17 protein-coding genes are annotated in these 24,846 nt (G+C 73.0%); 14 read left to right on the top strand and 3 right to left on the bottom strand.

The features are described from left to right. The first annotated feature begins 7 nt into the window (after positions 1-7). From HHL19_RS06620 to gatB, 7 genes are all read left to right on the top strand, one after another. Complete coding sequence (locus HHL19_RS06620) at positions 8-1,006, top strand: methionine synthase (protein ID WP_169086589.1); 999 nt, start codon at positions 8-10, stop codon at positions 1,004-1,006. A gap of 33 nt (positions 1,007-1,039) precedes the next feature. Further along, a complete protein-coding gene (gene ligA, locus HHL19_RS06615) occupies positions 1,040-3,241 on the top strand; it encodes an NAD-dependent DNA ligase LigA (RefSeq protein WP_169086587.1) in 2,202 nt (733 codons plus the stop codon). Between the two features lie 322 nt (positions 3,242-3,563). Next, positions 3,564-5,681, top strand: coding sequence for a bifunctional diguanylate cyclase/phosphodiesterase (locus HHL19_RS06610; RefSeq protein WP_240981463.1), 2,118 nt, complete (start codon positions 3,564-3,566; stop codon positions 5,679-5,681). A gap of 186 nt (positions 5,682-5,867) precedes the next feature. Then, positions 5,868-6,164, top strand: a complete 297-nt coding sequence (gene gatC / locus HHL19_RS06605; RefSeq protein WP_030750846.1) for an Asp-tRNA(Asn)/Glu-tRNA(Gln) amidotransferase subunit GatC — start codon at positions 5,868-5,870, stop codon at positions 6,162-6,164. 2 nt (positions 6,165-6,166) lie between these two features. Further along, positions 6,167-7,660 carry an Asp-tRNA(Asn)/Glu-tRNA(Gln) amidotransferase subunit GatA gene (gene gatA / locus HHL19_RS06600; protein WP_169086585.1) on the top strand — a complete coding sequence of 498 codons (1,494 nt, stop codon included), beginning with the start codon at positions 6,167-6,169 and terminating at the stop codon, positions 7,658-7,660. Then, positions 7,657-7,902, top strand: coding sequence for a hypothetical protein (locus HHL19_RS06595; protein ID WP_169086583.1), 246 nt, complete (start codon positions 7,657-7,659; stop codon positions 7,900-7,902). The genes gatA and HHL19_RS06595 overlap by 4 nt, the downstream gene beginning before the upstream one ends. A gap of 16 nt (positions 7,903-7,918) precedes the next feature. Next, complete coding sequence (gatB, locus tag HHL19_RS06590; protein ID WP_169086581.1) at positions 7,919-9,430, top strand: Asp-tRNA(Asn)/Glu-tRNA(Gln) amidotransferase subunit GatB; 1,512 nt, start codon at positions 7,919-7,921, stop codon at positions 9,428-9,430. Between the two features lie 81 nt (positions 9,431-9,511). Here the strand turns inward: gatB and HHL19_RS06585 are convergent, their stop codons facing one another. Then, complete coding sequence (locus HHL19_RS06585) at positions 9,512-11,545, bottom strand: serine/threonine-protein kinase (protein WP_169086580.1); 2,034 nt, start codon at positions 11,543-11,545, stop codon at positions 9,512-9,514. 365 nt (positions 11,546-11,910) lie between these two features. Here HHL19_RS06585 and HHL19_RS06580 point away from each other — a divergent pair, with 365 nt between their 5' ends. The 6 genes from HHL19_RS06580 (at position 11,911) to HHL19_RS06555 (ending at position 21,068) form a co-directional block, all read left to right on the top strand. Then, the gene (locus HHL19_RS06580; RefSeq protein ID WP_169086578.1) at positions 11,911-12,363 is read left to right on the top strand and encodes a hypothetical protein; all 453 of its coding nucleotides are present in this window, start codon (positions 11,911-11,913) and stop codon (positions 12,361-12,363) included. Positions 12,364-12,395: 32 nt separating this feature from the next. Further along, on the top strand, positions 12,396-14,516 hold the full coding sequence (locus tag HHL19_RS06575) for a hypothetical protein (protein WP_169086576.1): 2,121 nt from the start codon (positions 12,396-12,398) through the stop codon (positions 14,514-14,516). Continuing rightward, entirely contained in the window at positions 14,513-15,058 is a 546-nt protein-coding gene (locus HHL19_RS06570; RefSeq protein ID WP_169086574.1) for a hypothetical protein, read from the top strand. Before HHL19_RS06575 ends, HHL19_RS06570 begins: the two co-directional genes overlap by 4 nt. A gap of 328 nt (positions 15,059-15,386) precedes the next feature. Continuing rightward, complete coding sequence (locus HHL19_RS06565; protein ID WP_169086572.1) at positions 15,387-17,678, top strand: MMPL family transporter; 2,292 nt, start codon at positions 15,387-15,389, stop codon at positions 17,676-17,678. Positions 17,679-17,821: 143 nt separating this feature from the next. Then, positions 17,822-18,001 (top strand): hypothetical protein, encoded by a 180-nt coding sequence (locus HHL19_RS06560; protein WP_169086570.1) that lies wholly within the window; start codon positions 17,822-17,824, stop codon positions 17,999-18,001. Positions 18,002-18,008: 7 nt separating this feature from the next. Then, on the top strand, positions 18,009-21,068 hold the full coding sequence (locus tag HHL19_RS06555; RefSeq protein ID WP_169086568.1) for a helix-turn-helix transcriptional regulator: 3,060 nt from the start codon (positions 18,009-18,011) through the stop codon (positions 21,066-21,068). A gap of 108 nt (positions 21,069-21,176) precedes the next feature. Here HHL19_RS06555 and HHL19_RS06550 read toward each other — a convergent pair whose 3' ends face one another. Continuing rightward, the gene (locus tag HHL19_RS06550) at positions 21,177-22,301 is read right to left on the bottom strand and encodes a PQQ-dependent sugar dehydrogenase (RefSeq protein WP_169086566.1); all 1,125 of its coding nucleotides are present in this window, start codon (positions 22,299-22,301) and stop codon (positions 21,177-21,179) included. A gap of 107 nt (positions 22,302-22,408) precedes the next feature. Next, the gene (locus HHL19_RS06545) at positions 22,409-23,410 is read right to left on the bottom strand and encodes an aldo/keto reductase (RefSeq protein ID WP_169086564.1); all 1,002 of its coding nucleotides are present in this window, start codon (positions 23,408-23,410) and stop codon (positions 22,409-22,411) included. Between the two features lie 75 nt (positions 23,411-23,485). Here HHL19_RS06545 and HHL19_RS06540 point away from each other — a divergent pair, with 75 nt between their 5' ends. Then, positions 23,486-24,448, top strand: coding sequence for a 2-hydroxyacid dehydrogenase (locus HHL19_RS06540; RefSeq protein WP_169086562.1), 963 nt, complete (start codon positions 23,486-23,488; stop codon positions 24,446-24,448). Positions 24,449-24,846 lie beyond the last annotated feature (398 nt).

The following is a 24,846-nucleotide window of genomic DNA, read 5'->3' as shown; positions in this document are numbered from 1 at the left end:
CCCCCTCATGAACGACATCGCACAGTGGGGCCCGGCCACCGGCGTCGGGTCCCTGCCCGGCGGCGACGCCCGCGAGGCCGCCAAGACCGTCACCGGCTCCTTCGAGGACTTCCCCTTCCTCGCCGAGCTGCCCGCCCGGGGCCCCGGCGCCGACATGATCGGCCGCACCCTCGGCATGCTCGTCGACCTGTACGCGCACGTGGAGCCCAGCGGCTGGCGGATCAGCGACCGGCCCGGCCGCGACACCCGCCGCGCCCGCTCCTGGCTCGGCGAGGACCTCGACGCCCTGGAGGAGTTCACCCAGGGGTACGAGGGCCCGCTCAAGGTCCAGGCCGTCGGGCCGTGGACGCTCGCCGCCGCCCTGGAACTCCGCGGCGGAGAGGCCGCCCTCGGCGACGCCGGCGCCTGCCGCGACCTCGCCGCCTCCCTCGCCGAGGGCGTGCGCGAGCACCTCGCCGACGTCGCCAGGCGCGTCCCCGGCGCCAGGATCGTGCTCCAGCTCGACGAGCCCTCGCTGACCTCGGTCCTCCTCGGCCAGGTCCGTACGGCCTCCGGCTACCGCACGTACCGGGCCGTCGACCGGCAGGTCGTCGAGGCAGCCCTGCGGGACGTGATCGGCGCCCACGACGGGCCCGTCACCGTCCACTCCTGCGCCCCCGGCGTGCCCTTCGGGCTGCTGCGCCGGGCCGGGGCCGCCGGCGTCTCGTTCGACTTCGGGCTGCTCACCGAACGTGACGAGGAGCCGATCGGCGAGGCCGCGGAGGCCGGCACGAAGCTCTTCGCCGGTGTGGTGCCGTCCACCGACACGGCATTGTCGGACCCGGGAGGTAGCGTCATGGGTGTCAGGACGCTGTGGCGCAGGCTGGGGCTGAATCCGGGGACTCTCGCCGAGTCCGTGGTCGTCACCCCGACGTGCGGGCTCGCGGGCGCCTCGCCCGCGTACGCCCGGGCGGCGCTCGCCCACTGCGCCCGGGCGGCGAGATCGCTCGCGGACAACCCAGAGTGACCGGGTTCTGAAGGCACGGGAGGACGGACGAAGGTGGCAGTCGAACAGGGGGCCCTGCCCGACGGAGGGGCGGTCGTGCCCGCCGAGGCGCGCGAGCGGCACGCCGAGCTGGCCGAGCAGGTCGAGGAGCACCGCTTCCGGTACTACGTGAAGGACCAGCCGGTCGTCAGCGACGCGGAGTTCGACAAGCTCCTGCGCGGCCTGGAGGCGCTGGAGGAGGAGTACCCGGAGCTGCGCACGCCCGACTCGCCGACCCAGAAGGTGGCGGGGCAGTACGAGACCGACTTCGCCTCCGTCGTCCACCGCGAGCGCATGCTCTCGCTGGACAACGCCTTCGACGACGAGGAGCTGGCGACCTGGGCCGAGCGCGTCGCCCGGGACGTCGGCACCCCCGACTTCCACTTCCTGTGCGAGCTCAAGGTCGACGGCCTCGCCGTCAACCTCACCTACGAGCACGGCCGGCTCACCCGCGCCGCCACCCGCGGCGACGGCCGCGCCGGCGAGGACATCACGCCCAACGTGCGGACGATCACCGACATCCCCGAGCGCCTCCAGGGCGACCGGATCCCGGAGCTCGTCGAGATCCGCGGCGAGGTCTACTTCCCGATGGAGGCCTTCGAGGCGCTCAACGCCCGCCTGGTGGAGGCCGGCGACAAGCCCTTCGCCAACCCGCGCAACGCCGCCGCGGGCTCGCTGCGCCAGAAGGACCCCAAGGTCACCGCCACCCGCCCGCTCCACATGGTCGTGCACGGCATCGGCGCCCGCGAGGGCTTCGAGATCGCCCGGCTCTCGGAGGCGTACGGGCTGCTGCGCGAGTGGGGCCTGCCCACCTCCACGCACAACAAGGTCGTCGCCGGCCTCCCCGAGGTGCGCGAGTTCATCGCGTACTACGGGGAGAACCGCCACTCCGTCGCCCACGAGATCGACGGCGTCGTCGTCAAGCTCGACGAGATCCCCCTCCAGGGCCGGCTCGGCTCCACCGCGCGCGCCCCGCGCTGGGCCATCGCCTGGAAGTACGCCCCGGAGGAGGTCAACACCAAGCTCGTCGACATCAAGGTCGGCGTCGGCCGCACCGGCCGCGTCACCCCCTACGCCCAGGTCGAGCCGGTCACCGTGGCCGGCTCCGAGGTCGAGTTCGCCACCCTCCACAACCAGGAGGTGGTCAAGGCCAAGGGCGTCCTCATCGGCGACACCGTGGTGCTCCGCAAGGCCGGCGACGTCATCCCGGAGATCCTCGGCCCGGTCGTCGACCTGCGGGACGGCACCGAGCGGGAGTTCGTGATGCCGGCCGAGTGCCCCGAGTGCGGCACGGCGCTGAAGCCGATGAAGGAGGGCGACATCGACCTCCGCTGTCCGAACGCCCGGACCTGCCCGGCCCAGCTCCGCGAGCGGCTCTTCTTCCTCGCCGGCCGCCAGTGCCTGGACATCGAGAGCTTCGGCGCGGTCGCCGCCGCCGCCCTCACCCGCCCGCTGGAGCCGGCCGAGCCGCCGCTCGTCGACGAGGGCGACCTCTTCGACCTCACCATCGAGCAGCTGCTGCCGATCAAGGCGTACGTCCTCGACGCCGACTCCGGGCTGCCCAAGCGGGACCCGAAGACCGGCGAGGAGAAGATCGTCACCGTCTTCGCCAACCAGAAGGGCGAGCCGAAGAAGAACGCGCTCGCCATGCTGGAGAACATCGCCGCCGCGAAGACCCGCCCGCTCGCCCGGTTCATCAACGGCCTCTCCATCCGCCACGTCGGCCCCGTCGCCGCCGAGGCGCTCGCCCGCGAGTTCCGCTCCCTGGAGCGGATCGAGCAGGCCACCGAGGAGGAGCTGGCCGCGGTCGACGGCGTCGGCGGCATCATCGCCACCGCCGTGAAGCAGTGGTTCTCCGAGGAGTGGCACCGCGAGATCGTGCGGAAGTGGCGCGCCGCCGGCGTCACCCTGGAGGACGAGGGCGCCGGGGAGGACGAGGGGCCGCGCCCCCTGGAAGGCCTGACGGTCGTCGTGACCGGCACCCTGGAGCAGTTCACCCGGGATGGCGCAAAAGAATCGCTCCAGAGTCGCGGAGCCAAGGTCACCGGTTCCGTTTCCAAGAAGACGAGCTTCGTCGTCGTGGGGGAGAACCCGGGCTCCAAGTACGACAAGGCGATGCAGCTGAAGGTTCCGGTTCTGGACGAGGAAGGCTTCAAGATCCTGCTCGAACAGGGTCCCGAGGCCGCGCGTGAGGTCGCACAGCCGGTCGAGGAGTAACCCTCAAGGGCTCCTTCCCGCCCCCGGAAGCTCACCCGTTCGGCGCATACCAGATCGTTACGGGTGGCCAGGTCGCATTCGGGCAAGAGAGGGAGAGCGCTGCCCCTCGGCGCCCTCGGCGGCCTAGTGTGGTGACCGTGCGTCTCGTCCCGCACCGCCGCGCGAGGGCTCTGCGCGGCCGTGCGACCGGACGAACGGCCCCGCGCCATGCGCCCCGCCCCGAAGCCGGCGGGGCGTACGAGCGGCGGCCGGACGCCACCACGGCCGCCTCGCCGCGGCCCATCGGACAGCGACGGCACCGCCGCCTGTGAGAGGGACGGGAATGGAACCGACCGAGAGTGCCGCACCGGTGTCACGGCCGCGTGGCCGGGTGCTCCCCGCGGGCTTCACCGGCCTGCCCGCCGCCGTGCTGGCCACGGCGGCCGCCGTGCTCGTCACCGGCCTCCAGCGGGCCCTGACCTCCGGTCACCCGCTCTTCCCCGGCGGCGTCGCCGGCTGGTCCCTCGCCCTCCTCACCGGGTTCATCGTCGGCCACCTCGTCGCCCTCGGCCGCGAGCGCTGGTGGGGCGGCACCGGCTCCGGCGCCGCCCTCACCCTCGCCGTCCTCCTCCTGTACGGCTGGGTCCCCGCCGGACTCGTCTCGCTCACCGTCGTCGTCCTCGTCAGCGCCGCCCGCCGGCACCGCTGGCGACAGGGCCTGCTGCACGGCGCCGCCGACATCCTCGGCGTCGGCGCCGCCGCCCTCGTCCTCGCCCTCTTCGGCGACGTCCCCAGCGTCGACCGCCCCTGGCAGCCGCTCGACTGGGGGATCGCCGACGCCCCGGAGATCGTCCTCGCGGCCGGCGCCTACCTCCTCGCGACCCGCCTGCTGCTGTGGTACACCCTCGCCCCGCCCGGCCGCGGCCTGCCCACCGTCGCCCGCACCGCCCTCCTGCGCCAGGGGCTCGTCGCCGTCGCCCTCCTCGGCATCGCCCCGCTGATCTGCGTCGTCGCCGCCGCCCGCCCGATCCTCCTGCCGCTCTTCGCGATCCCGCTGATCGCCCTCGACTCCACCCTCTGGATCGCCCGCGCCCGCGCCGAGGAACAGCTCAAGGACCCCCTCACCGGCCTCCCCAACCGCCAGTGGCTCCTGGAACGCACCTGGACGGCCCTGGAGGACGCCGAGGAGGAGCAGGCCCGCTCCGCCCTCGTCCTCATCGACCTCGACCGCTTCCGCTCCGTCAACGACACCCTCGGCCACCTCGCCGGCGACCGGCTCCTCCTCCAGATCGCCGACCGGCTCCGCCTCGCCCTGCCGCGCGGCGCCGAGGCCGCCCGGCTCGGCGGCGACGAGTTCGCCGTCCTGCTGCCCGTCGCCGACTCCACCACCAGCGCCCAGCGCGTCGCCCGCCACCTCGTCGCCGAACTCTCCTCCCCGCTCGACCTCGACGGCCTCGTCCTCGTCCTGGAGGCCAGCGCCGGCGTCGCCGTCTACCCCGACCACGCCCGCGACGCCGAGGGCCTGCTGCGCCGCGCCGACGTCGCCATGTACCAGGCCAAGCGCGACCGCACCGGCGTCGAGGTGTACGAGTCCAAGCGCGACTCCAACACCCCCGACCGCCTCGGCCTCCTCGGCGACCTGCGCCGCGCCCTGGACGCCGGCGAGGTCGAGCTCCACTACCAGCCGAAGGTCCGCTTCGACGGCCAGGTCGCCGGCCTGGAGGCCCTCGTCCGCTGGGTCCACCCGGAGCGAGGAAAGGTTCCACCGGACGAGTTCATCGCCATCGCCGAGTCCTCGGGACTGATGCCGCACCTCACCGAGTACGTCCTGGAGACCGCCCTCGCCCAGGTCGCCCGCTGGCGCGCCCAGGGCCTGGAGGTGCCCGTCGCCGTCAACGTCTCGCCCCGCGACGTCCACACCCCCGGCTTCGCCGGCGCCGTCGCCGCCCGCCTCGCCCGCCACGGCGTCCCGGCCGGCTCCCTCCAGCTGGAGATAACGGAACACGTCCTCCTGGAGGACCCCCAGCGCGCCGCCGACACCCTCAACGGCCTCACCGGCCACGGCGTCAAGATGTCCCTGGACGACTTCGGCACCGGCTACTCCTCCCTCGTCCACCTGCGCCGGCTCCCGGTCAGCGAGCTGAAGATCGACCGCTCCTTCGTCGCCCGGCTCGCCGTCGACACCGAGGACGCCGAGATCGTCCGCTGCACCGTCGACCTCGCCCACTCCCTCGGCCTGCTCGTCGTCGCCGAGGGCGTCGAGGACGACGAGACCTGGGAGCGGCTGCGCGACCTGGGCTGCGACGCCGTCCAGGGCTGGCTGGTCTCCGCCGCCATGCCGCCCGCCGAGACCACCGCCTGGCTGCGCGCCCGCGGCGAGCACGGCTGGCACCGGGCGGTCGACACCGCCCCCGTGACCGAGCAGGCCCCGGCCCCGACCCCCGGACACGTCGTGCAGTGACCCGGATGCCCCCGAGCGGACCCGGAAGTCCACGTGAGCGGACCCTCGGGAGAAGCCGGAAGACCCCCTGAGCGGACCCTTCCGGGTCCGCTCGGGGGCTTCTCGGGGCCGTCCGTTTCACGGGGAGCGGTGCGGGCCCCATAGGATTGGCCCAACACCATCAGACTCACCCCAGAGGATCGCTGCATGCCTGGCATCACGCGCGAGGAGGTCGCACACCTCGCTCGGCTGGCGCGTCTGGAACTCGCCGAAGAGGAACTCGACCACTTCGCCGGTCAGCTCGACGACATCATCGGCGCGGTCGCCCGCGTCTCCGAAGTCGCCGAGCAGGACGTCCCGCCGACCTCCCACCCGCTGCCGCTGACGAACGTCATGCGCGCGGACGAGGTCCGCCCTTCGCTCACCCCCGCGCAGGCGCTCTCCGGCGCCCCCGCCCAGGAACAGCAGCGTTTCAAGGTGCCGCAGATCCTGGGGGAGGACTGATCATGACGGACATCATCAAGCTCACCGCCGCCGAGACCGCCGCGAAGATCGCTTCCGGCGAGCTGACCGCGGTCGAGGTCACCGAGGCCCACCTGGCCCGCATCGACGCCGTCGACGAGAAGGTCCACGCCTTCCTGCACGTCGACCGCGAGGGCGCCCTCGCGCAGGCCCGCGCCGTCGACGAGAAGCGCGCCCGCGGCGAGGAGCTCGGCCCGCTGGCCGGCGTCCCGCTCGCCCTCAAGGACATCTTCACGACCCAGGGCGTGCCCACCACGGTCGGCTCGAAGATGCTGGAGGGCTGGATCCCGCCGTACGACGCCACGCTGGTCAAGCGCCTCAAGGCCGCCGACGTCGTCATCCTCGGCAAGACCAACATGGACGAGTTCGCCATGGGCTCCTCCACCGAGAACAGCGCCTACGGCCCCACCGGCAACCCCTGGGACCTCACCCGGATCCCCGGCGGCTCCGGCGGCGGCTCCTCGGCCGCGCTCGCCGCCTTCCAGGCCCCGCTGGCCATCGGCACGGACACCGGCGGCTCGATCCGCCAGCCCGCCGCCGTCACCGGCACCGTCGGCGTCAAGCCGACCTACGGCTCGGTCTCCCGCTACGGCATGGTGGCCTTCTCCTCCTCCCTCGACCAGGGCGGCCCCTGTGCCCGCACGGTCCTGGACGCGGCCCTGCTGCACGAGGCGATCGCCGGCCACGACCCGCTCGACTCCACCTCCATCGACCTGCCGGTTCCGCCGGTGGTCGAGGCCGCCCGCAACGGCTCGGTGGCCGGGATGCGCGTCGGCGTCGTCAAGCAGTTCCGCGGCGAGGGCTACCAGGCCGGCGTCATGCAGCGCTTCGACGAGTCCGTCGAGCTGCTGAAGGAGCTGGGCGCCGAGGTCGTCGAGCTGGACTGCCCGACCTTCGACCTGGCCCTCTCGGCGTACTACCTGATCGCGCCGTCCGAGTGCTCGTCCAACCTGGCCCGCTTCGACGGCCTGCGCTACGGTCTGCGCGCCGGCGACGACGGCACCCGCTCCGCCGAGGACGTCACCGCCCTGACCCGCGAGGCCGGCTTCGGCCCCGAGGTGAAGCGCCGCATCATCCTCGGTACGTACGCGCTCAGCTCCGGCTACTACGACGCGTGGTTCGGCTCGGCCCAGAAGGTCCGCACCCTCATCACCCGCGAGTTCGAGAAGGCCTTCGAGCAGGTCGACGTGATCGTCTCCCCGACGACCCCGACCACCGCCTTCCCGATCGGCGAGCGCGCCGACGACCCGATGGCGATGTACCTCGCGGACCTGTGCACCATCCCGACCAACCTGGCCGGCAACGCCGCCATGTCGCTGCCCTGCGGCCTGGCGCCGGAGGACGGTCTCCCGGTCGGGCTGCAGATCATCGCCCCCGCCATGCAGGACGACCGGCTCTACAAGGTCGGTGCCGCCGTCGAGGCCGCCTTCGTGGAAAAGTGGGGTCACCCGCTGATCGAGGAGGCTCCGTCGCTGTGAGTACCAGTGCACTGCAGAAGGCCAAGGGCTTCAAGAAGTCCAAGACCGGTACGTACCTGTCCATGGGCACCACCGCGTTCGGCGCGATCAGCGTGCTGAAGCAGGTCAAGAAGGCCCGCTCCGAGCACGACACGCTGCAGCTCGTCGACGCCGTCGTGTCCGCCGCCGCCATCGTCACCGGCCTCGCGATCCTGTACCGCGAGCTGAAGCGCCTCGGCGACGACGACGTCCTGCTGGGCTGAGAGGGAAAGTTCCACCGTGACTGTCACTGAACTGCTGTCGTACGAGGCGGCACTGGCCTCGTTCGACCCCGTCATGGGCCTGGAGGTCCATGTCGAGCTCGGCACGAAGACCAAGATGTTCTGCGGCTGCTCGACCGAGCTGGGCGCCGAGCCCAACGCGCAGACCTGCCCGACCTGCCTCGGTCTGCCCGGCGCGCTGCCGGTCGTGAACGAGATCGGCGTCGAGTCCGCCATCAAGATCGGTCTCGCGCTGCACTGCGAGATCGCCGAGTGGTGCCGCTTCGCCCGGAAGAACTACTTCTATCCGGACATGCCGAAGAACTTCCAGACCTCCCAGTACGACGAGCCGATCGCCTTCAACGGCTACCTGGACGTCCAGCTGGAGGACGGCGAGGTCTTCCGCGTGGAGATCGAGCGCGCCCACATGGAGGAGGACACCGGCAAGTCCACCCACATCGGTGGCGCGACCGGCCGCATCCACGGCGCCTCGCACTCGCTGCTCGACTACAACCGGGCCGGCATCCCGCTCATCGAGATCGTCACCAAGCCGATCGTCGGCGCGGGCGAGCGGGCCCCCGAGGTCGCCAAGGCGTACGTGGCCGAGCTGCGCGAGCTGATCCGCGCCCTGGGCGTCTCCGAGGCGCGCATGGACAAGGGCCAGATGCGCTGCGACGTCAACCTGTCGCTGATGCCCAAGGGTTCGAGCACCTTCGGCACCCGCTCGGAGACGAAGAACGTGAACTCGCTCCGCTCCGTGGAGCGGGCGGCGCGCTTCGAGATCCAGCGCCACGCGGCGGTCCTGGAGTCCGGCGGCACGATCGTGCAGGAGACCCGTCACTTCCACGAGGACGACGGCTCCACCACCTCCGGCCGCATCAAGGACAACGCCGAGGACTACCGCTACTTCCCCGAGCCGGACCTGGTCCCGGTCGCCCCGGCCCGCGCGTGGGTCGAGGAGCTGCGCAAGGGCCTTCCGGAGCTGCCGCGCGTGCGCCGCAACCGGCTGCGCGAGGAGTGGGGCGTCTCCGAGCAGGAGATGCAGTCCATCCTCAACGCGGGCGCGGTCGACGCGATCGTCGCCACGACCGAGGCGGGCGCGGACGCGGCCTCGGCCCGCAAGTGGTGGATGGGCGAGCTGGCCCGCAACGCCAACGAGAAGGGCGTCTCCCTGGAGGAGCTGCCCATCACGCCGGCGGACGTGGCCCGGGTCTCCGCCCTGGTCACCGGCGGCGACCTCAACGACAAGCTGGCCCGCCAGGTCATCGAGGGCGTCCTCGCCGGCGAGGGCACCCCGGACGAGGTCGTCGAGAAGCGCGGTCTGAAGGTCGTCTCCGACGACGGTGCGCTCGGCGCGGCCGTCGACGAGGCCATCGCGGGCAACGCGGCCATCGCCGACAAGATCCGCGGCGGCAAGGTCGCGGCGGTCGGCGCGCTGGTCGGCGCGGTCATGAAGGCCACCCGTGGCCAGGCCGACGCGGCGAAGGTCAAGGACCTGATCCTGGAGAAGCTGGGCGCCAGCGAGGGCTGAGCCCTCCTGCCCGTACGGGAACGAGAGCGGCCCCGCACCGGAGTTGTCCGGTGCGGGGCCGCTCTCTCGTACGCGTACGGGCTACCGCTTGAGCACGGGGGAGGCGATGACGACGAGCGCCTCCTGCGAGAAGGAGCAGGTGTCCTCGACGCGGATCCGCAGGCGCAGGGCGCCCTTGACCGAGATGCTCTTGGCGACCGGCTTGCCGAGCGACACCGCCTGGGCGAAGGGGGCGGGCTGGTCGTCCACGGAGATGGAGATCCGCGCCTCCTCGGTCGGCGAGTCGTCGTCGATGCCGGCGGTGAACTCCAGCGTCTCCCAGGCCCGGCCGAGGTTGAACTCCATGTACGACTCGTCGGAGCAGCCGGCCACGAAGGCGGAGCCGTAGTCCTTCGCGTTGAGCGTGGCGGAGGAGGTCACGGTGAAGCCGTCGAGCCCGTCGACCGGCGTCAGGCTGGTCAGGTCGGCCTGCTTGCTGTCGGGCACGGAGCCGGGGTCGACCGACGGGCTCGCGCTGTCGGCCGGCGCGTCCGTGCTCGGCTCCCCGGTCGGCGCCTCGCCGGTCGGCTCCTCCGTCGGCGCGTCGGTGGTGGGCTTGTCCGAGGGCGTCTCGGTCGTCGCTCCGGTGGTCGCCGACGTGGTGGCCCCTCCGGCCTGGTCGTTCTTGCCGTCCTCCGCGTCCTTGTCGGCGAGCAGCCGGACGCCGACCACCGCGAGGACGGCGACCAGGAGGACACCGGCGACGGCGCCGATCAGCGGCCCCTTGCGGCGCTTGCGCGGCGCCGGTGACCGCTGCGGCAGGGACCCGGTGGGCCCGCCGGGTCCGCCGACGGTGGGCATCCCGGCCGTCGGAGGCCCGAACCCCTGCCCGCCGTAGCCGGGCCCGCCGTACGCGGGGACACCGGCGGCCGGCGCACCGTACGCGCCCTGCCCGGCGTCGTACCCGACGGGCGCGGGCGTCGGCGTGGGCGTGGGCGTGGAGGCCGGCGGCTGAACGGGCTGGGCGGGCGGGGGAGTGGGCGCGGCGGCCTGGGGAGTCGGGGCCGGGGCCGGCTGGGCGGGCGGCTCGGCCGGCGGGGGGCCGACGGGCGGGGCGACCGGGAGCGGCGGCACGGTCGGCGCGTCGGCCGGGCGCGGCGGGACGGCGTCCTGCGGGGTCGCGTCCTTCGGGGCCGCGTCCTTCGGAGGCGCGTCCTGCGGGGTCGCCGGGCGGGAGGTGGTCGTCGTGGAGACGACCCCGTGCCGGACCTCCTTGACCCACGACGACAGCGACAGCGGGCGCTTGTCCGCGTCGGCCGCCGTGATGGCCAGCACCTTCCGGCGCTGCTCCTCGGGCAGCGCGGCGATCTGCGGCACCGTGACGAAGGCGGCCGCCAGCTGCTCGGGCGTGGCCGGCGGCGACTGGCCGCTCAGCAGGAAGTAGGCGATGGCCCCGAAGGCGTACCGGTCGGTGGCCGGGGTCCGCTTGCCCTCGAAGATCTCCGGCGCCGCGTAGCCGGGGGTGAACCACACCTCGGCGGTCTGGTGGTCGGCGGTCAGCTTGCTGAGGCCGAAGTCGACGAGGGTGGCCTGGCCGTGCTCGTCGACCATCACGTTGCCGGGCGAGAGGTCGCCGTGGACGACGGTGCGGCCGGACGGCGTGGCCTTCCCGGAGTGCAGCCAGTCGAGGACGTCGGCGAGCTGTTCGAGGGTCCGCATGACCTCGCGCCGCTCGGCCGGGGTGGCCAGGGTCCGCTCGGCGCGCCAGTCGCGCAGGTCGAGGCCGTCGACGTGGTTCATGACGAGGACGAGGGCCCGGCCGGTGAGGGTGCCGGACTCGCCGGGCGCGTGGATGGGCGATCCCTGGAAGTGCTCGCGCACGCCGACGACGCCGGGCCGGCTGACGAACCGCAGCAGCTCCGCCTGCTCGTTCCACTTGCGGCTGACCCGCTCGAAGATCTCCGGCGTGATCGTCGTCTTCGAGTCGAGGACCTTGACGACGACCGGCTCGGTACCGCCCGCGAGCTCGATCTCGGCGAGATAGAGCACGGCCTCGCCGCCGCGTCCGATGGACCGGAGCAGCCGGTACCGGTCCGGAGCTGAGTCGGGCCCGATGTGATGTGATGCGCTGCTCAAGTATTCCCCCATGACCCATGAGTTGACAGGCGATCAGCTTGCCGCCCGGGGAGAGGCGGGGTCAACCGAGCTGACCACCCATCACATTCCGGTCCGGTGAAGCTCGGACCGCGGCGCCGGCGAAGGCACTCCAGGAGGCCGGGGAGGCGGCGAGGCGGCGAGGCGGCGAGGTGGGCGGTGCTGGTCACAAATGCACACACTGTGTGGATCGTGCTGGAGTTGAATGCTGGAGTTGACCGGAAGGTGGTCGGACGTGGCAGTGTCGCTGTCGTGAATTGATCATTCGAGGGCCTACGCGCTGCCGTCGCCGTCGTCGCCGCCGAACACCGCACACGCCGCCAGAACCGGTCGAACAGGGGGACACGTTGTCCTGGAACGAGTGGGAACAGATCAAGGCCGAAACCGCTGAGCGGGACTCGACGCAGATGCGGCTCAACGGGTTGCCCGAAGAGTCGGGCTGGAGCACCGGGGGCGGGGACCTGGTGGTGCATGACGACCAGCTGGGCGCGATCGGGAACAAGGCCTACGACCTGCGGGAACGGTTCCGGGTCGACGCGGACCACGCGCGGCCGAGCACGTTCAAGGCGTCCGTGGACCTGTTCAACGACGGGCTCGACCTCGGCGCGGCGCTCACTGAGATGCACGACGCGTGGAACACCCAGCAGCAGGCGCTGAAGGAAGCCTGTGCCCACATCTCCAACCATCTGGACTTCACCCAGGCCCAGCACGCGAAGGACGAAGCGGACATCCAGACCGGCCTGCGGGACGCGACGGGCGACCTGATGACGGTGTCGCGGCTCGACGAGCTGTTCAAGTAGAGGTCGGACAGAGGGAACGGGGACGGACACTCATGGCTGCGGACACGATGACCGTGGACGAACTCCGGGATCTGCGCCTGGGCACGCTCAACACCGCGATCACCGACTGGAGGACCATGGTCGGCAGACTGGAGCGGCTGGCGACCGGCGACGCCGGCGGGGTCAGCGCCGCGGGCCTGTCGAAGAAGGCCGACGCGGCGGACTGGAAGGGCGACAACGCCACGGTGACGCGGAGCTTCGTCACCAAGACCGCGGCGCAGTTCTCGGACGCGGCGGCCGAGGCGAAGGGCGTGCTGGCCATTCTGAGCGGGGCCCACACCTCGTTCACCCAGCACAAGGCGGATCTGCAGACCGCCGTCGACGAGCTGGCGAAGCGCAACATCTACGTCAACGGCAAGGGCGGTGTGGTCGCCTCGGTGCCGCCGCCCATGGTCGCGGGGGACGCCGACATCCACAAGCCTTCGGACACGGAGCTGGACGTCGCGCAGAACAGGATCACGAAGATCCTGCGGGAGGCGAGCGAGACCGACCGCATCGCCGCCCGTGCCCTGCGTCAGCTCGCCGAGAACAAGTACGACTTCGCCGGCGAGGGCTCCGGCAGCCTGAAGAACGCCGACCGCGAGCAGGGCAAGGCGGACGCGGAGTACTGGCGCAAGGAGATCGCCAAGGGGAAGGTCGACGAGTGGAGCGACGAGAAGCTCGCCCGCTTCAACGAGGTCCTCGAGTACCAGAGCGACAACCCGGCCTTCACCGAGGCGTTCGCGGTCGGTCTCGGCCCGGACGGCACGCTGCAGTTCTGGCGCGACCTGGCCGACCCCGGCCAGGGACACACTCCGGAAGGGGACCGCGCCAAGCTCCTCGGTGACGTCCAGCAGAACCTCAGCCTGTCGCTGGCCAACGCCACGCACAGCCACTCCCCGGAGATGGAGGCGTGGAAGAAGGACATCATCGCGGCCGGCGGCAAGCAGTACGGCCACGAGGGCATCATGGTGAAGCCGTACGGCTTCCAGATCATGAGCAACCTCATGGTGAAGGGGAAGTTCGACAAGGAGTTCCTCGACGACTACGGCAAGGCCCTGCACACCTTCGAGACGGAGAAGCGCTACGACCCCGCCTCGATCTGGGGCAACCCGCTCATCGCGTCCCAGCTCGACTACACGGCGAAGGGGGAGGGCGACGACTACGGCACCCCGGGCAGCGACCCGATGGCCGGCTACCTCAGGGCCGTCTCCCACAACCCGGAGTTCGCGACCGAGCTGTTCAACCGCGAGGAGACGGCCGACTACCTCCTCACCGAGCGCGAGTACTACGACGAGGACGCCCCGTACGGCAAGGGCGACGGGACGGTGCAGTCCCGCGACGCCCTGGGCAAGGCGATGCTGGCGGCCGGTACCGGCCTGAACCCCGACGAGCCGCACGTCCTCGACTCGTACCAGCACACCGACGAGCAGCGGGACGCCTTCACCGGAGCGATGAGCCGCCTCGCGGAGAAGGGCGACGACTTCCCGCCCGAGCTGCGGGACGACATGGCGCTGCTCCTCGGGAACCACGGCGAGGACGTGCATCAGACGGCGAGCTCGATCAACACGAGCGAAGGCCGTCTGAACTACGAGGAACTCCTCGAAGTGTCCAAGCAGGTCTCCCGGGACCAGAACGCGTACGGCGTGCTCATGGAGGGCGTGAACCAGGCGATCGTCGCCGACATCCACGCCGAGCACAAGGGCGACGCCAAGGAGGAGCTCCTGAGGGCGGGGCAGACCGTCGGCTTCATGGAAACGGTCCGCAGCCAGGCGATCGATACCGACAAGGGCGACGCGTCCTGGCCCGCCAAGTGGGGGTACCACGCCCTCGGCGGTGCGGCCAATTTCATTCCGGTGGTGGGAGACGCGGTGCAGCGTGGGGTGGATGCGGGTGCCTATGCGTGGCAGCTGGAAGAGCAGAAGCGCATCGACGGAGATATCTCCGACAAGAAGGGCGAGAACTTCGATCTTCGGCAGGCGTATCTGACGGCGCTCGGTGCAGAGTGGATGAAGGCCAATCCGGACCACGAGTTGTCGCGGGCGGGGGAAGACGACAAGTACCTCGTTCAGGAGGCGATCGGAAGGGCGGCCTTCAACGGTAACGACACCGCCAACGGAGTTGCAGGGGCGTGACAGTGATGTTCGGTAGGACGTGTGGTCGGGCGTACGTGTGGGCGGGGGTGTCGCTGGCCGCGCTTGTCGGGGTTTCCGGCTGTACCGGATCTCCTTCCTATGAGATCCCCGAGACGCTGTGCGGGCGATCGATCGAGCCGGCATCCCTGCGGCCGCTTCTGTCGGACGGCAGGAAGGTCGTGGGGAAGGAGCAGGACCGCGACGAGAAGTTCGTCAGGTGCGCGATCTTCGTTGACAAAGACGCCGTCCTGATGATCTCCGAGTATCGAGACCATCATCGGTTCGACATAGCGGAGTACAAGAAGGAGCGGCACGTGACCGAAGATCCCGTGGATTCCAAGGTGCCGGGGGAATCGGTCATCTATGACGGTGGCTTCGTCTCGATGAACCCCTGTCCGGCGCGCGGCGAGAAGAGCAATTACATCCTCGACATCACCCTGACGAGGTCACCCGAGGACGGCAAGCGGCTCCGCAAGGAGCTGGAGGCGTTCGCCGCCTCCTACCTCCCGGAGGGGCTCAAGGCGATGGGGTGCGTGAAGTAGGCCCGTGAGGAGCGACTCGGTCGCTGCTGTGAAGTGATCGGCCCGCGGCCGGTCGGCTCGCCCGGGCCCGGCGACCACGCCCGGCCGGCGACCTTCGATTCCGAGGGCGCTGCCAACCGTTTCGCGTGGAGCCTCCCGAAATGCGCGACCCCTCGGCGTGGGCGCCGGCTGTGCCGGACGCTCCGCCCGGAAGTAGCGCCCCGGCACCGTGAGGCAGTGCCGGTGTCTTCCCCGGGCGATCTGTGAGGATCGACACGAAACGGGCAAACGATCACGTTTGGCTGCGAGAGTGGGCCGCGAGCACCGATCCAGGCAGGGAGCACGTCCTTTGGCAGCCATCGCACGGTGGTTCATCCGGCACCGCCTCGTCGCCGTCCTCCTGTGGGTTCTCGCCCTCGTCGGGGTCGGTGGCGCCGCCGCCTTCGCCGGCAGCGCGTACTCCAACGACTACGAGGTGCCCGGCACCGAGTCCGGGCGGGCCACCGCGCTGCTCGACCGGGGCTTCCAGGGGCTCGGCGGGGACACGGACACCATCGTCTGGCACACCGAGCGCGGCAGCGTCCGGGCCGACGACGTGCAGGAGCGGGTCGGGCCGATGCTGGCGGAGGTCGCCGGTCTTCCGGGCGTCGCCGCCGTCACCTCGCCGTACGGGGCCGGGGCCGCGCCCGGGCAGGTCAGCGAGGACGGGCGTACCGCCTACGCCACCGTGACCTGCCGCGAGCAGGCCGACGACATCCCCGTCGAGCAGGCGCGGGCCCTCGTCGACACCGCGAAGGCCGCCGGGACCGACGGGCTCCAGGTGGAGCTCGGCGGCAGCGCCGTCGCCCTCACCGAGAAGCCCGGCGGACACATCGCCGAGGCCGTCGGCGTGGCCGTCGCCGCCGTCGTCCTCTTCCTCGCCTTCGGTTCGCTGGCCGCTTCCCTGCTGCCCATCGCCACCGCCCTCGTCAGCGTCGGCATCGCCTACTCGGGGATCGTGCTCCTCGGGCACGTGATGACCGTGGCCGACTTCGCCCCGATGCTCGGCATGCTCATCGGCCTCGGCGTCGGCATCGACTACGCCCTCTTCATCGTCACCCGGCACCGCAAGGGCCTGAAACGCGGCCTGGGCGTCGCCGAGGCCGCGGAGACCGCCGTCGCCACCACCGGCAGGGCCGTCGTCTTCGCCGGCGCCACCGTCTGCATCGCCCTCCTCGGCATGCTCATCCTCCGGCTGAGCTTCCTCAACGGCGTCGCCATCGCCGCCTCGCTCACCGTCGTCCTCACCGTCGCCGCCTCCGTCACCCTGCTGCCCGCGCTGCTCTCCCTCATCGGGATGCGCGCCCTCTCCCGGCGCGAGCGGCGCGCGCTCGCCGAGCACGGGCCGCAGCCCGAGCTGCCCACCGGCTTCGCCGCCCGCTGGTCCGCCTTCGTCGAGCGCCACCCGAAGCTGCTCGGGGCCGTCGCCGCCGTCGTCATGGCCGTCCTCGCGCTGCCGACGTTCTCGCTCCACCTCGGCACCTCCGACCAGGGCAACAATCCGGCCACCTCCACCACCCGGCAGGCGTACGACCTCCTCGCCGACGGCTTCGGGCCGGGCGTCAACGGCCCGCTCACCCTCGTCGCGGGCCTCGACGGCGCCGACGACCGGGTCGCCCTCGACCGGCTTCCGGAGGCGCTCGCCGCCACCAAGGGCGTCGCCTCGGTCTCCCCGGTCACCTACAACGGCGCCGGCGACACCGCCTTCCTCACCGTCGTACCCGACTCCTCGCCGCAGTCCAAGGCCACCAGCGAGCTCGTCGACCGGCTCCGCCAGGACGTCGTCCCGGCCACCGAGGCAGGCACCTCCCTCGACGTCCACGTCGGCGGCATCACCGCCTCGTACGACGACTTCGCCGAGATCATCGTCGGCAAGCTGCCCCTCTTCGTCGGCGCCGTCGTCGCCCTCGGCTGTCTGCTCCTGCTGCTCGCCTTCCGGTCCATCGGCATCCCGCTGAAGGCCGCCGCCATGAACATCGCGGCCGTCGCCGCCGCCTTCGGGATCGTCGTCGCGATCTTCCAGTGGGGCTGGGGCGGCGAGCTCCTCGGCCTCGGCAGCTCCGGCCCGATCGAGCCCTTCCTCCCCGTGATCATGGTCTCGGTCCTCTTCGGCCTCTCCATGGACTACCAGGTGTTCCTGGTCAGCCGGATGTACGAGGAGTGGCTGGAGACCGGCGACAACCGGCGGGCGGTCCGGGTCGGCCTCGCCGAGACCAGCCGGGTGATCAACTCCGCCGCGGTCATCATGATCTCGGTCTTCCTCGCCTTCGTCCTCTCCGGCGACCGGGTCATCGCGATGTTCGGCATCGCCCTCGCCGCCGCCGTCGCCCTCGACGCCTTCGTCCTGCGCACCCTCCTCGTCCCCGCCCTCATGCACCTGCTCGGCGGCGCCAACTGGTGGCTGCCCCGGAGCCTCGACCGGATCCTGCCCCGGATCAGCATCGAGCCCCCGGAGTGCCGGACCGCCGCCGACGCCCGCGCCGCCGCCATACCCGCCCAGCGGGAGACCGGCAGCGAGTCCGGCAGCGGATCCGGCAGCGGGTCGGGCAGCGACACCGGCGCCGGGAACGGGACCGTACGGATGACCGAGGACACCGTCTAAGGCACCCCCGGGACCTCCCTAAGGCCCCCCGCCTCCCGAACATGCGGCACTCGCCCGATGCCCCGGCACCGGCTGGGCGAGGAAGGTGGAGGCATCGCAAGGAGCGATGCCGACACCACGGCCCGTCACCCAGGGAGCACCCCATGTTCGCGTACGAACTCCACCGCACCGCCCACGCCGAGCTGGTCCGCGAGGCCGCCGCCCAGCGCCTCGGCCGCGAGGCCGCCCGCGCCGCCAAGGCCGCCCGCGCCGCGCGGGCCGGCCACCGGGAACCCGAAGGGCGGGTGAGTACGGACCGCGACCGCTACGCCCGGGTCGCGTGACCCCCGTATGAGCGACCGGCAGGGCGCCTGTGCGATCCTCGGCGCTGTGGAGACCAGGTCAGTCAGCCCCGTCTTCGTCGGCCGCGCCGGCGAACTCACCGCCCTCACCGAGGCGCTCTCCCGCGCGACCGCGGGAGAGCCCCAGGCGCTGCTCGTCGCCGGCGAGGCGGGCGTCGGCAAGACCCGGCTCGTCGAGGAGTTCCGCGACGCGGCCTGCGCCGCCGGCGCCGTCGTCGCCCTCGGCGGCTGCGTGGAGCTCGGCGCCGACGGACTCCCCTTCGCCCCCTTCTCCACCGCCCTGCGCACCCTGCGCCGCCGCCTCCCCGAGGAGCTCACCGCCGCCGCCGACGGCCACGAGGGCGAACTGGCCCGCCTCCTCCCCGAGCTCGGCGACCCCGGCGCCGCGGACGCCGGCGACGAGGACGCCACCGCCCGCCTCTTCGAGCTCACCGTCCGCCTCCTGGAGCGGCTCGCCGCCGACCGCACCCTCGTCCTCGTCCTCGAAGACCTCCACTGGGCCGACACCTCCACCCGCCACCTCCTCACCTACCTGCTGCGCACCCTGCGCCGCGGCCGGATCGTGGTCGTCGCCACCTACCGCGCCGACGACATCCACCGCCGCCACCCGCTGCGCCCCCTGCTCGCCGAACTCGACCGGATGCGCACCATCCGCCGCATCGAGCTCTCCCGCTTCACCCGCACCGAGGTGCACCGCCAGCTCACCGGCATCCTCGCCGCCGAGCCAGCCCCCGGCCTCGTCGACGAGATCTTCGACCGCTCCGACGGCAACGCCTTCTTCGTCGAGGAGCTCGTCGCCTCCCGCTCCTGCGGCGGCGGCGCGAACCCACTCAGCGACTCCCTCCGCGACCTCCTCCTGGTCCGCGTCGAGGCCCTCCCCGAGGCCGCCCAGCAGGTCGCCCGGATCATCGCCGAGGGCGGCTCCACCGTGGAGCACGGCCTCCTCGCCGCCGTCTCCCGCCTCTCCGAGGACGCCCTCATCGAGGCCCTGCGCGCCGCCGTCGGCGCCAACCTCCTCCTCGCCGTCCCCGACGGCGACGGCTACCGCTTCCGCCACTCCCTGGTCCGCGAGGCCGTCAGCGACGACCTGCTGCCCGGCGAACGCTCCCGCCTCAACCGCCGCTACGCCGAGGCCCTGGAGGCCGACCCCGGCCTCGTCCGCCCCGACGAGCGGGCCACCCGCCTCGCCACGTACTGGTACCACGCCCACGAGCCGGCCAAGGCGCTCCCCGCCGTCCTCGACGCCTCCGTCGCCACCCGCAAGCGCCACGCCTACGCCGAACAGCTCGGCCTCCTCGAACGGGCCATGGAACTCTGGGACGAGGCCCCCGCCGAGATCCGCGCCGGCCTGCGCCCCATCGACTACGCCGAGTCCTACCCCGCCTGCGGCTGCGACCCGGAGACCACCCCGCTGCGCCACCTCGACCTGCTCGCCGAGGCCGCCGTCGCCGCCCGCCTCTGCGGCGAACGCGAACGCGCCCTGAAGATCGGCAGGATGGCGCTGCGCATCCTCGACGGCGAGGACGAGCACGACCCCCTGCGCGCCGCCTGGTTCTGGGCGGAGCAGGCCCGGCTCCAGTCCAACCTGGGCCGCGGTGACGGCTGGACCGAGATCTCCCGCGCCCAGGAGCTCGTCAAGGGCCTGCCGCCGTCCGCCGTCCACGCCACCATCCTGGCCGGCGCCGCCGGCTGGGGCATGCTGCGCAAGCCGGGACCCGAGGCCCTCGCCGCCGCCGAACGCGCCGTCGAGTACGCCCGCCTGGTCAAGGCGGAGCCGACCGAGCTCAACGCCCGCCTCACCCTCGGCACCATCATGGTCGCCGCCGGCGACCGCGACGCCGGTCTCGCCGAGATGCACGCGGTACGCGAACGGACCGCCGCGCTCGGCCAGTTCCACGAGACGGCCCGCGCCCACATCAACATCGTCTCCGCCCTGGAGTCCCTCGGCCGTTCCGTCGAGGCCGTCGAACTCGCCGACGCGGGTCTCGAACTGGCCCGCACCCGCGGCCTGGTCGAGTCCGGCGGCTGGATCCGCGGCAACAAGGCAGAGTCCCTCTTCTCCCTCGGCCGCTGGGAGGAGGCCCGCACCGAGGCCGAACGCCTCCTCGCCTCCGTCACCAGCACCAAGCCCCGCGCCTCCGCGCACCTCCGGCTCGCCCAGATCGCCGTCGCCCGCGGCGAGACGGCCACCGCCGCCCACCACCTCGACGAGGCCCGCGCCGTCTACGGCGGCCGCGACCCGATCCCGCAGTACCTCCTCCCGCTGGCCGGCATCGACGTCGCCGCGGCCGCCGCGGAGGGACGGCTCGCCGACGTCCGGGCCCAGCTCGTCGCCGTCGCCGAGGCCGGCTTCCCGCCCGGGACCCACCGCTACGGCTGGCCCCTCGTCCTCGTCGCCGTCACCGCCGAGGCCGACAGCCGCGGCCTGCCCGCCGCCGAGGAGGGCCGCGCCGAGGCCCTGGCCGTCCTCCGCCGCTGCGTCCGTGCCCTCGCCGCCCCCGCCCCCGTCTGGGCCGCGCATGCGGCGCAGGTCGGCGAGGAACTGGCCCGCGCCGAGGGCCGCGAGACCGCCGCCCGCTGGGCCGAGGTCGTCGAGGCGTGGACCCCGCTGGGGCTGCCCCACCCGCTGGCCCGCGCCCGCCACCGCCTCGCCGACGCCCTCCTCGCCGAGGGCGGCCGGCGCGAGGAGGCCACGGCCCTGCTCCGGCAGGCCCACGCCACCGCCGTCGCCCTCGGCGCCCGCCCGCTGCGCGAGGACGTCGAACTCCTCGCCGCCCGCGCCCGCGTGCCCCTCACCGCCGACCCCGGCCCCGCCGCCCCCGACGCGGAGCCCGGGGCCGACGCCTTCGGCCTGACCCCCCGCGAACAGGACGTCCTGGGCCTGGTCGCGGCCGGCCGCACCAACCGGCAGATCGCCGAGGAGCTGTTCATCTCACCCAAGACGGCGAGCGTCCACGTCTCCAACATCCTCGCCAAGCTCGGCGTCTCCGGCCGCGGCGAGGCCGCCGCCCTCGCCCACCGCCTCCACCTCCTCACCGCCCCCCGCTGACACCGCGCCCGGCCCGGGCACCCGTATCGTCACCCGCCCCGAGGCCAGGTCCATCGGCCCCCGGGGCGAAGAACGCGTCGAGCCCGCCGAACCCGCCCATCCCTCACCTCACCTCACCTCAAGGCGCAGGATCCGGTCGTCCCCGGCCTCCGGGGTGCCCCGGGTGTCCGTCTCGCTCGTCATCAGCCACAGCCGCCCCGCGCCGTCCGCGAGGACCGTGCGCAGGCGGCCGTACTCCCCGCTCAGGAAGGCCTCCGGCTCGCCGGAGAGCTCCGCGCCCGACAGCCCGATCCGCCACAGCCGCTCGCCCCGCAGGCCCGCCATCCACACCGCTCCCCGGGCGTACGCGATCCCGCTCGGCGAGGCCTCCGAGGTGGGCCACTGCGCCACCGGGTCCACGAACCCGGCCTTCCCGGCCCGCCCCTCGACCTCCGGCCAGCCGTAGTTCCGGCCCGGCTCGACGAGGTTCAGCTCGTCCCAGGTGTTCTGCCCGAACTCGGCCGCCCACAGCCGCCCTTCGGCGTCCCAGGCGAGCCCCTGGACGTTCCGGTGGCCGTACGAGTACACCACCGAGCCCGCGAAGGGGTTGCCCGGCGCGGGCTTCCCCTCCGGGGTCATCCGCAGGATCTTCCCGGCCGGCGACGCCCGGTCCTGCGCGAGCCCCGTCTCGCCGGTCTCGCCGGTCCCCGCGTACAGCATCCCGTCCGGCCCGAAGGCGATCCGCCCGCCGTTGTGGATCGTGCCCTTGGGGATGCCGGTGAGCACCGGCTCCGGTGCCCCCAGGCGGTCGCCGGCCCCGCCGCCGTACCGCATCCGCACGATCCGGTTGTCGGACTCGGCGGTGAGGTACGCGTACACCCACCCCTCGCGCACCGCGAGGCCCATCAGGCCGCCCTCGCCGCCCGGCACCACGCCCGGCACCTCGCCCAGCGGGGTCTTCGCCCCGCTGCGGCCGTCCACCCGGGTGACCGTCCGCTCGTCCCGCGAGGAGACCAGCAGATCGCCGCCGGGCAGCGCGGCGAGCCCCCAGGGCGAGCGCAGCCCCTCGGTGAGCGTCCCCGCCACCGTCACCCGCCCCGCCGCGGCGGGCGTGCCGGGCGACGACGACACGGCGGGCGGCGGCGAGGTGCCCCGTCCACCGCTGTCACCCGAGTCGCCGCCCGAGGAGCAGCCGGCCACGAGCAGCAGCGCGGCGGCGCCCCACAGGGCCTTCGGAACGGCGGGACGTCTCATGATCCGATCCCCTTCGGCAGGACGGGCGGCCGAGCGGCGGCCTCCCCTCCTTGATACCCCGCCGATCCCCCGCCCGCCCCGGTCACGGCCCGCCTCCGGCCGGTTCCTCAGTCCCAGGACTCCCGCGCGCCGGGCAGCGTGGCGAGCTCCGCCAGGTCGCCGGCCGTGAGCCGCAGCCCCGCCGCCCCGGCGTTCTCCACCGCCCACCGCTCCCGCTTCGTCCCCGGCACCGGCACCACGTGCCGCCCCTGCGCGAGCACCCACGCCAGTGCCACCTGCGCCGGGGTCACCCCGTCGCCGTGCCGCCGCGCCACCCGGCGGAGGCCGGCCACCAGCGGCTGGTTCGCCGCCATCATCTCGGAGGTGAAGCGCGGGTGCCTGGCCCGCGGGTCGTCCGGCTCGAAGCCGCCGCCCGGCGTCAGCGTCCCGGTGAGGAAGCCGCTGCCCAGCGGCATCGCCGCGAGCAGCCCGACGCCGCGCGCCGCGCACCAGGGCAGCAGCCGCGCCAGCGCCTCCGGCGCCCACAGCGACAGCTCGGCCTGGACCGCCGCCACCGGGAACACCTGCTGCATCCGGGCCAGTTGGCGGATCGTTCCCTCGTACAGATCGCCGGGAAGCGAACGCCGGCTCCGCCGCACCCCGACCGCGCTCAGGCCGAGCGCCCGCACCTTGCCCGCCGCCACCAGGCCCGCCATCGCGCCCCAGGTCTCCTCCACCGGGACCTCGGGGTCCGCGCGGTGCAGCAGGTACAGGTCGAGGACGTCGGTCTGGAGCCGCCGCAGGGACGCGTCGCAGGCCCGGCGCACGTACTCCGGCCGGCCGTTGGCCACCACGTGCCCGTCGCCGACGAGCAGTCCGCACTTCGTCGACACGAAGACGTCCGACCGGCGCTCCCTCAACACCCGCCCGAGCAGCAGCTCGTTGGTGAACGGCCCGTACATGTCGGCCGTGTCGAGCAGGCTCACCCCGGCGTCCAGGGCCGCGTGCACGGCCCGCAGCGAGCGGTCACCGCGCTGCTGCGAGCGGCTGTAGCCCCAGTTCATCGGCATGCAGCCGAGGCCGATGGCCCCCACGCCGAGCGCCGTCGCCCCGATAGTCCTGCGCTCCACGTGCCGCTACCCCTCCCTGTGCCGCCCCCCAAAGTAACCAATGGCGCACGGGATTCTTCGCATAGCCTCCCGGTCATGACACTCGCACCCACCACCGCCGACGTGTGGCTCCCGATACCCGCCGACGAGATCGACGGGCTGCCCGACCCGGGCGCGTCGGGGCTGAACTACCGCTTCTGGGACGGCGGAGCCGACTTCCCGGCCGATCCCGCCGACTGCGGCTTCTACGTCGTCCCGTACATGAAGGGCTCCGCGATCGCGGTCCGGCCGCTCGCCGCGATGACCTCGCTGCGCGTCGTGCAGACCCTCTCGGCCGGCATCGACCACGTCGTCCCCGGGCTCGGCGCACTCGGCCCCGGCGTCTCGGTCTGCAACGCCAAGGGCGTCCACGAGGCCAGCACCGCCGAACTCACCCTCGCCCTGATACTCGCCTCCCTGCGCGGCATCCCGCGCTTCGTGCGCGGCCAGGACGCCGAGGAGTGGCGGGACGGCTTCTACCCGGCGCTCGCCGACAAGTCCGTGCTGATCGTCGGGTACGGATCGATCGGCGCGGCGATCGAGGACCGGCTCGCGCCCTTCGAATGCGCGCGGGTGGCGCGCGTCGCACGCTCGGCGCGCACCACGGCCCGCGGCCCGGTGCACGCCCTCGCCGACCTTCCGGCGCTGCTCCCCGAGGCGGACGTGGTGGTGCTGTCCACCCCGCTCACGCCGGAGACCCGGCACCTGGCCGACGCCGGGTTCCTCGCCCGGATGAAGGACGGGGCGCTGCTCGTCAACGTCGCGCGCGGCCCGGTGGTGGAGACGAACGCCCTGCTCAAGGAGGTGGAGAGCGGACGGATCACGGCGGCGCTCGACGTCACGGACCCGGAGCCGCTGCCGGCCGGGCACCCGCTCTGGCACGCTCCCGGGGTGCTCGTGACGCCCCATGTCGGCGGCTCCACCTCGGCGTTCATGCCGAGGGCGAAGCGGCTGATCGCGGCGCAGGTCGGACGGTACGCGGCGGGGGAGGCGCTCGCGAACGTCCTCCGCACCACCTGAGGACCACCTCTCCGGGGGATCCGGGGGCCCGCGGATGCGAGTGCGCCCCCATGGCGCGCCGCCCGCGAGCCCCCAGTCCGTCACGGAGAGTACTGCGACCCTGTCCCTGAGTGACGGTACTGGTGTATCGTCCCGGATCGGGGGACATGCGTCTGTACGGGCTGACGCTGGGGAGCGACGTGACGGGTCATCAGAATCCGAGGGGGGTGACGGGTGAGGCACGGCCGACGGACCGACGGTCCGGCGCGACGACGCCGCCAGGGCGCCTCCCGTTCTTCCCTGCCGACCTCGCGCGTTCGGTGCCGGACCAGGCCGCGCCACACCGCGCGGAGCGCCTGGACGGTCCGTCGCGCGCCGACACCGCGGGCCTGCCGCGGGTCCCGGGGCCCGGGACCGCA

The organism is Streptomyces sp. R302 (assembly GCF_012927245.1).
Lineage (GTDB): Bacteria > Actinomycetota > Actinomycetes > Streptomycetales > Streptomycetaceae > Streptomyces.
The sequence above is the reverse complement of the archived record's forward strand: the minus strand, read 5'-3'. Positions and strand labels throughout refer to the sequence as shown.

Excerpts from the sequence above, each read along its gene's own strand:
- HHL19_RS06610 (WP_240981463.1), top strand. The coding sequence starts at position 3,564 with ATGGAACCGACCGAGAGTGCCGCACCGGTGTCACGGCCGCGTGGCCGG.
- HHL19_RS06540 (WP_169086562.1), top strand. The coding sequence starts at position 23,486 with ATGACACTCGCACCCACCACCGCCGACGTGTGGCTCCCGATACCCGCC.
- HHL19_RS06575 (WP_169086576.1), top strand. The coding sequence starts at position 12,396 with ATGGCTGCGGACACGATGACCGTGGACGAACTCCGGGATCTGCGCCTG.
- HHL19_RS06560 (WP_169086570.1), top strand. The coding sequence starts at position 17,822 with ATGTTCGCGTACGAACTCCACCGCACCGCCCACGCCGAGCTGGTCCGC.
- HHL19_RS06555 (WP_169086568.1), top strand. The coding sequence starts at position 18,009 with ATGAGCGACCGGCAGGGCGCCTGTGCGATCCTCGGCGCTGTGGAGACC.
- HHL19_RS06550 (WP_169086566.1), bottom strand. The coding sequence starts at position 22,301 with ATGAGACGTCCCGCCGTTCCGAAGGCCCTGTGGGGCGCCGCCGCGCTG.
- gatA (WP_169086585.1), top strand. The coding sequence starts at position 6,167 with ATGACGGACATCATCAAGCTCACCGCCGCCGAGACCGCCGCGAAGATC.
- gatC (WP_030750846.1), top strand. The coding sequence starts at position 5,868 with ATGCCTGGCATCACGCGCGAGGAGGTCGCACACCTCGCTCGGCTGGCG.
- HHL19_RS06620 (WP_169086589.1), top strand. The coding sequence starts at position 8 with ATGAACGACATCGCACAGTGGGGCCCGGCCACCGGCGTCGGGTCCCTG.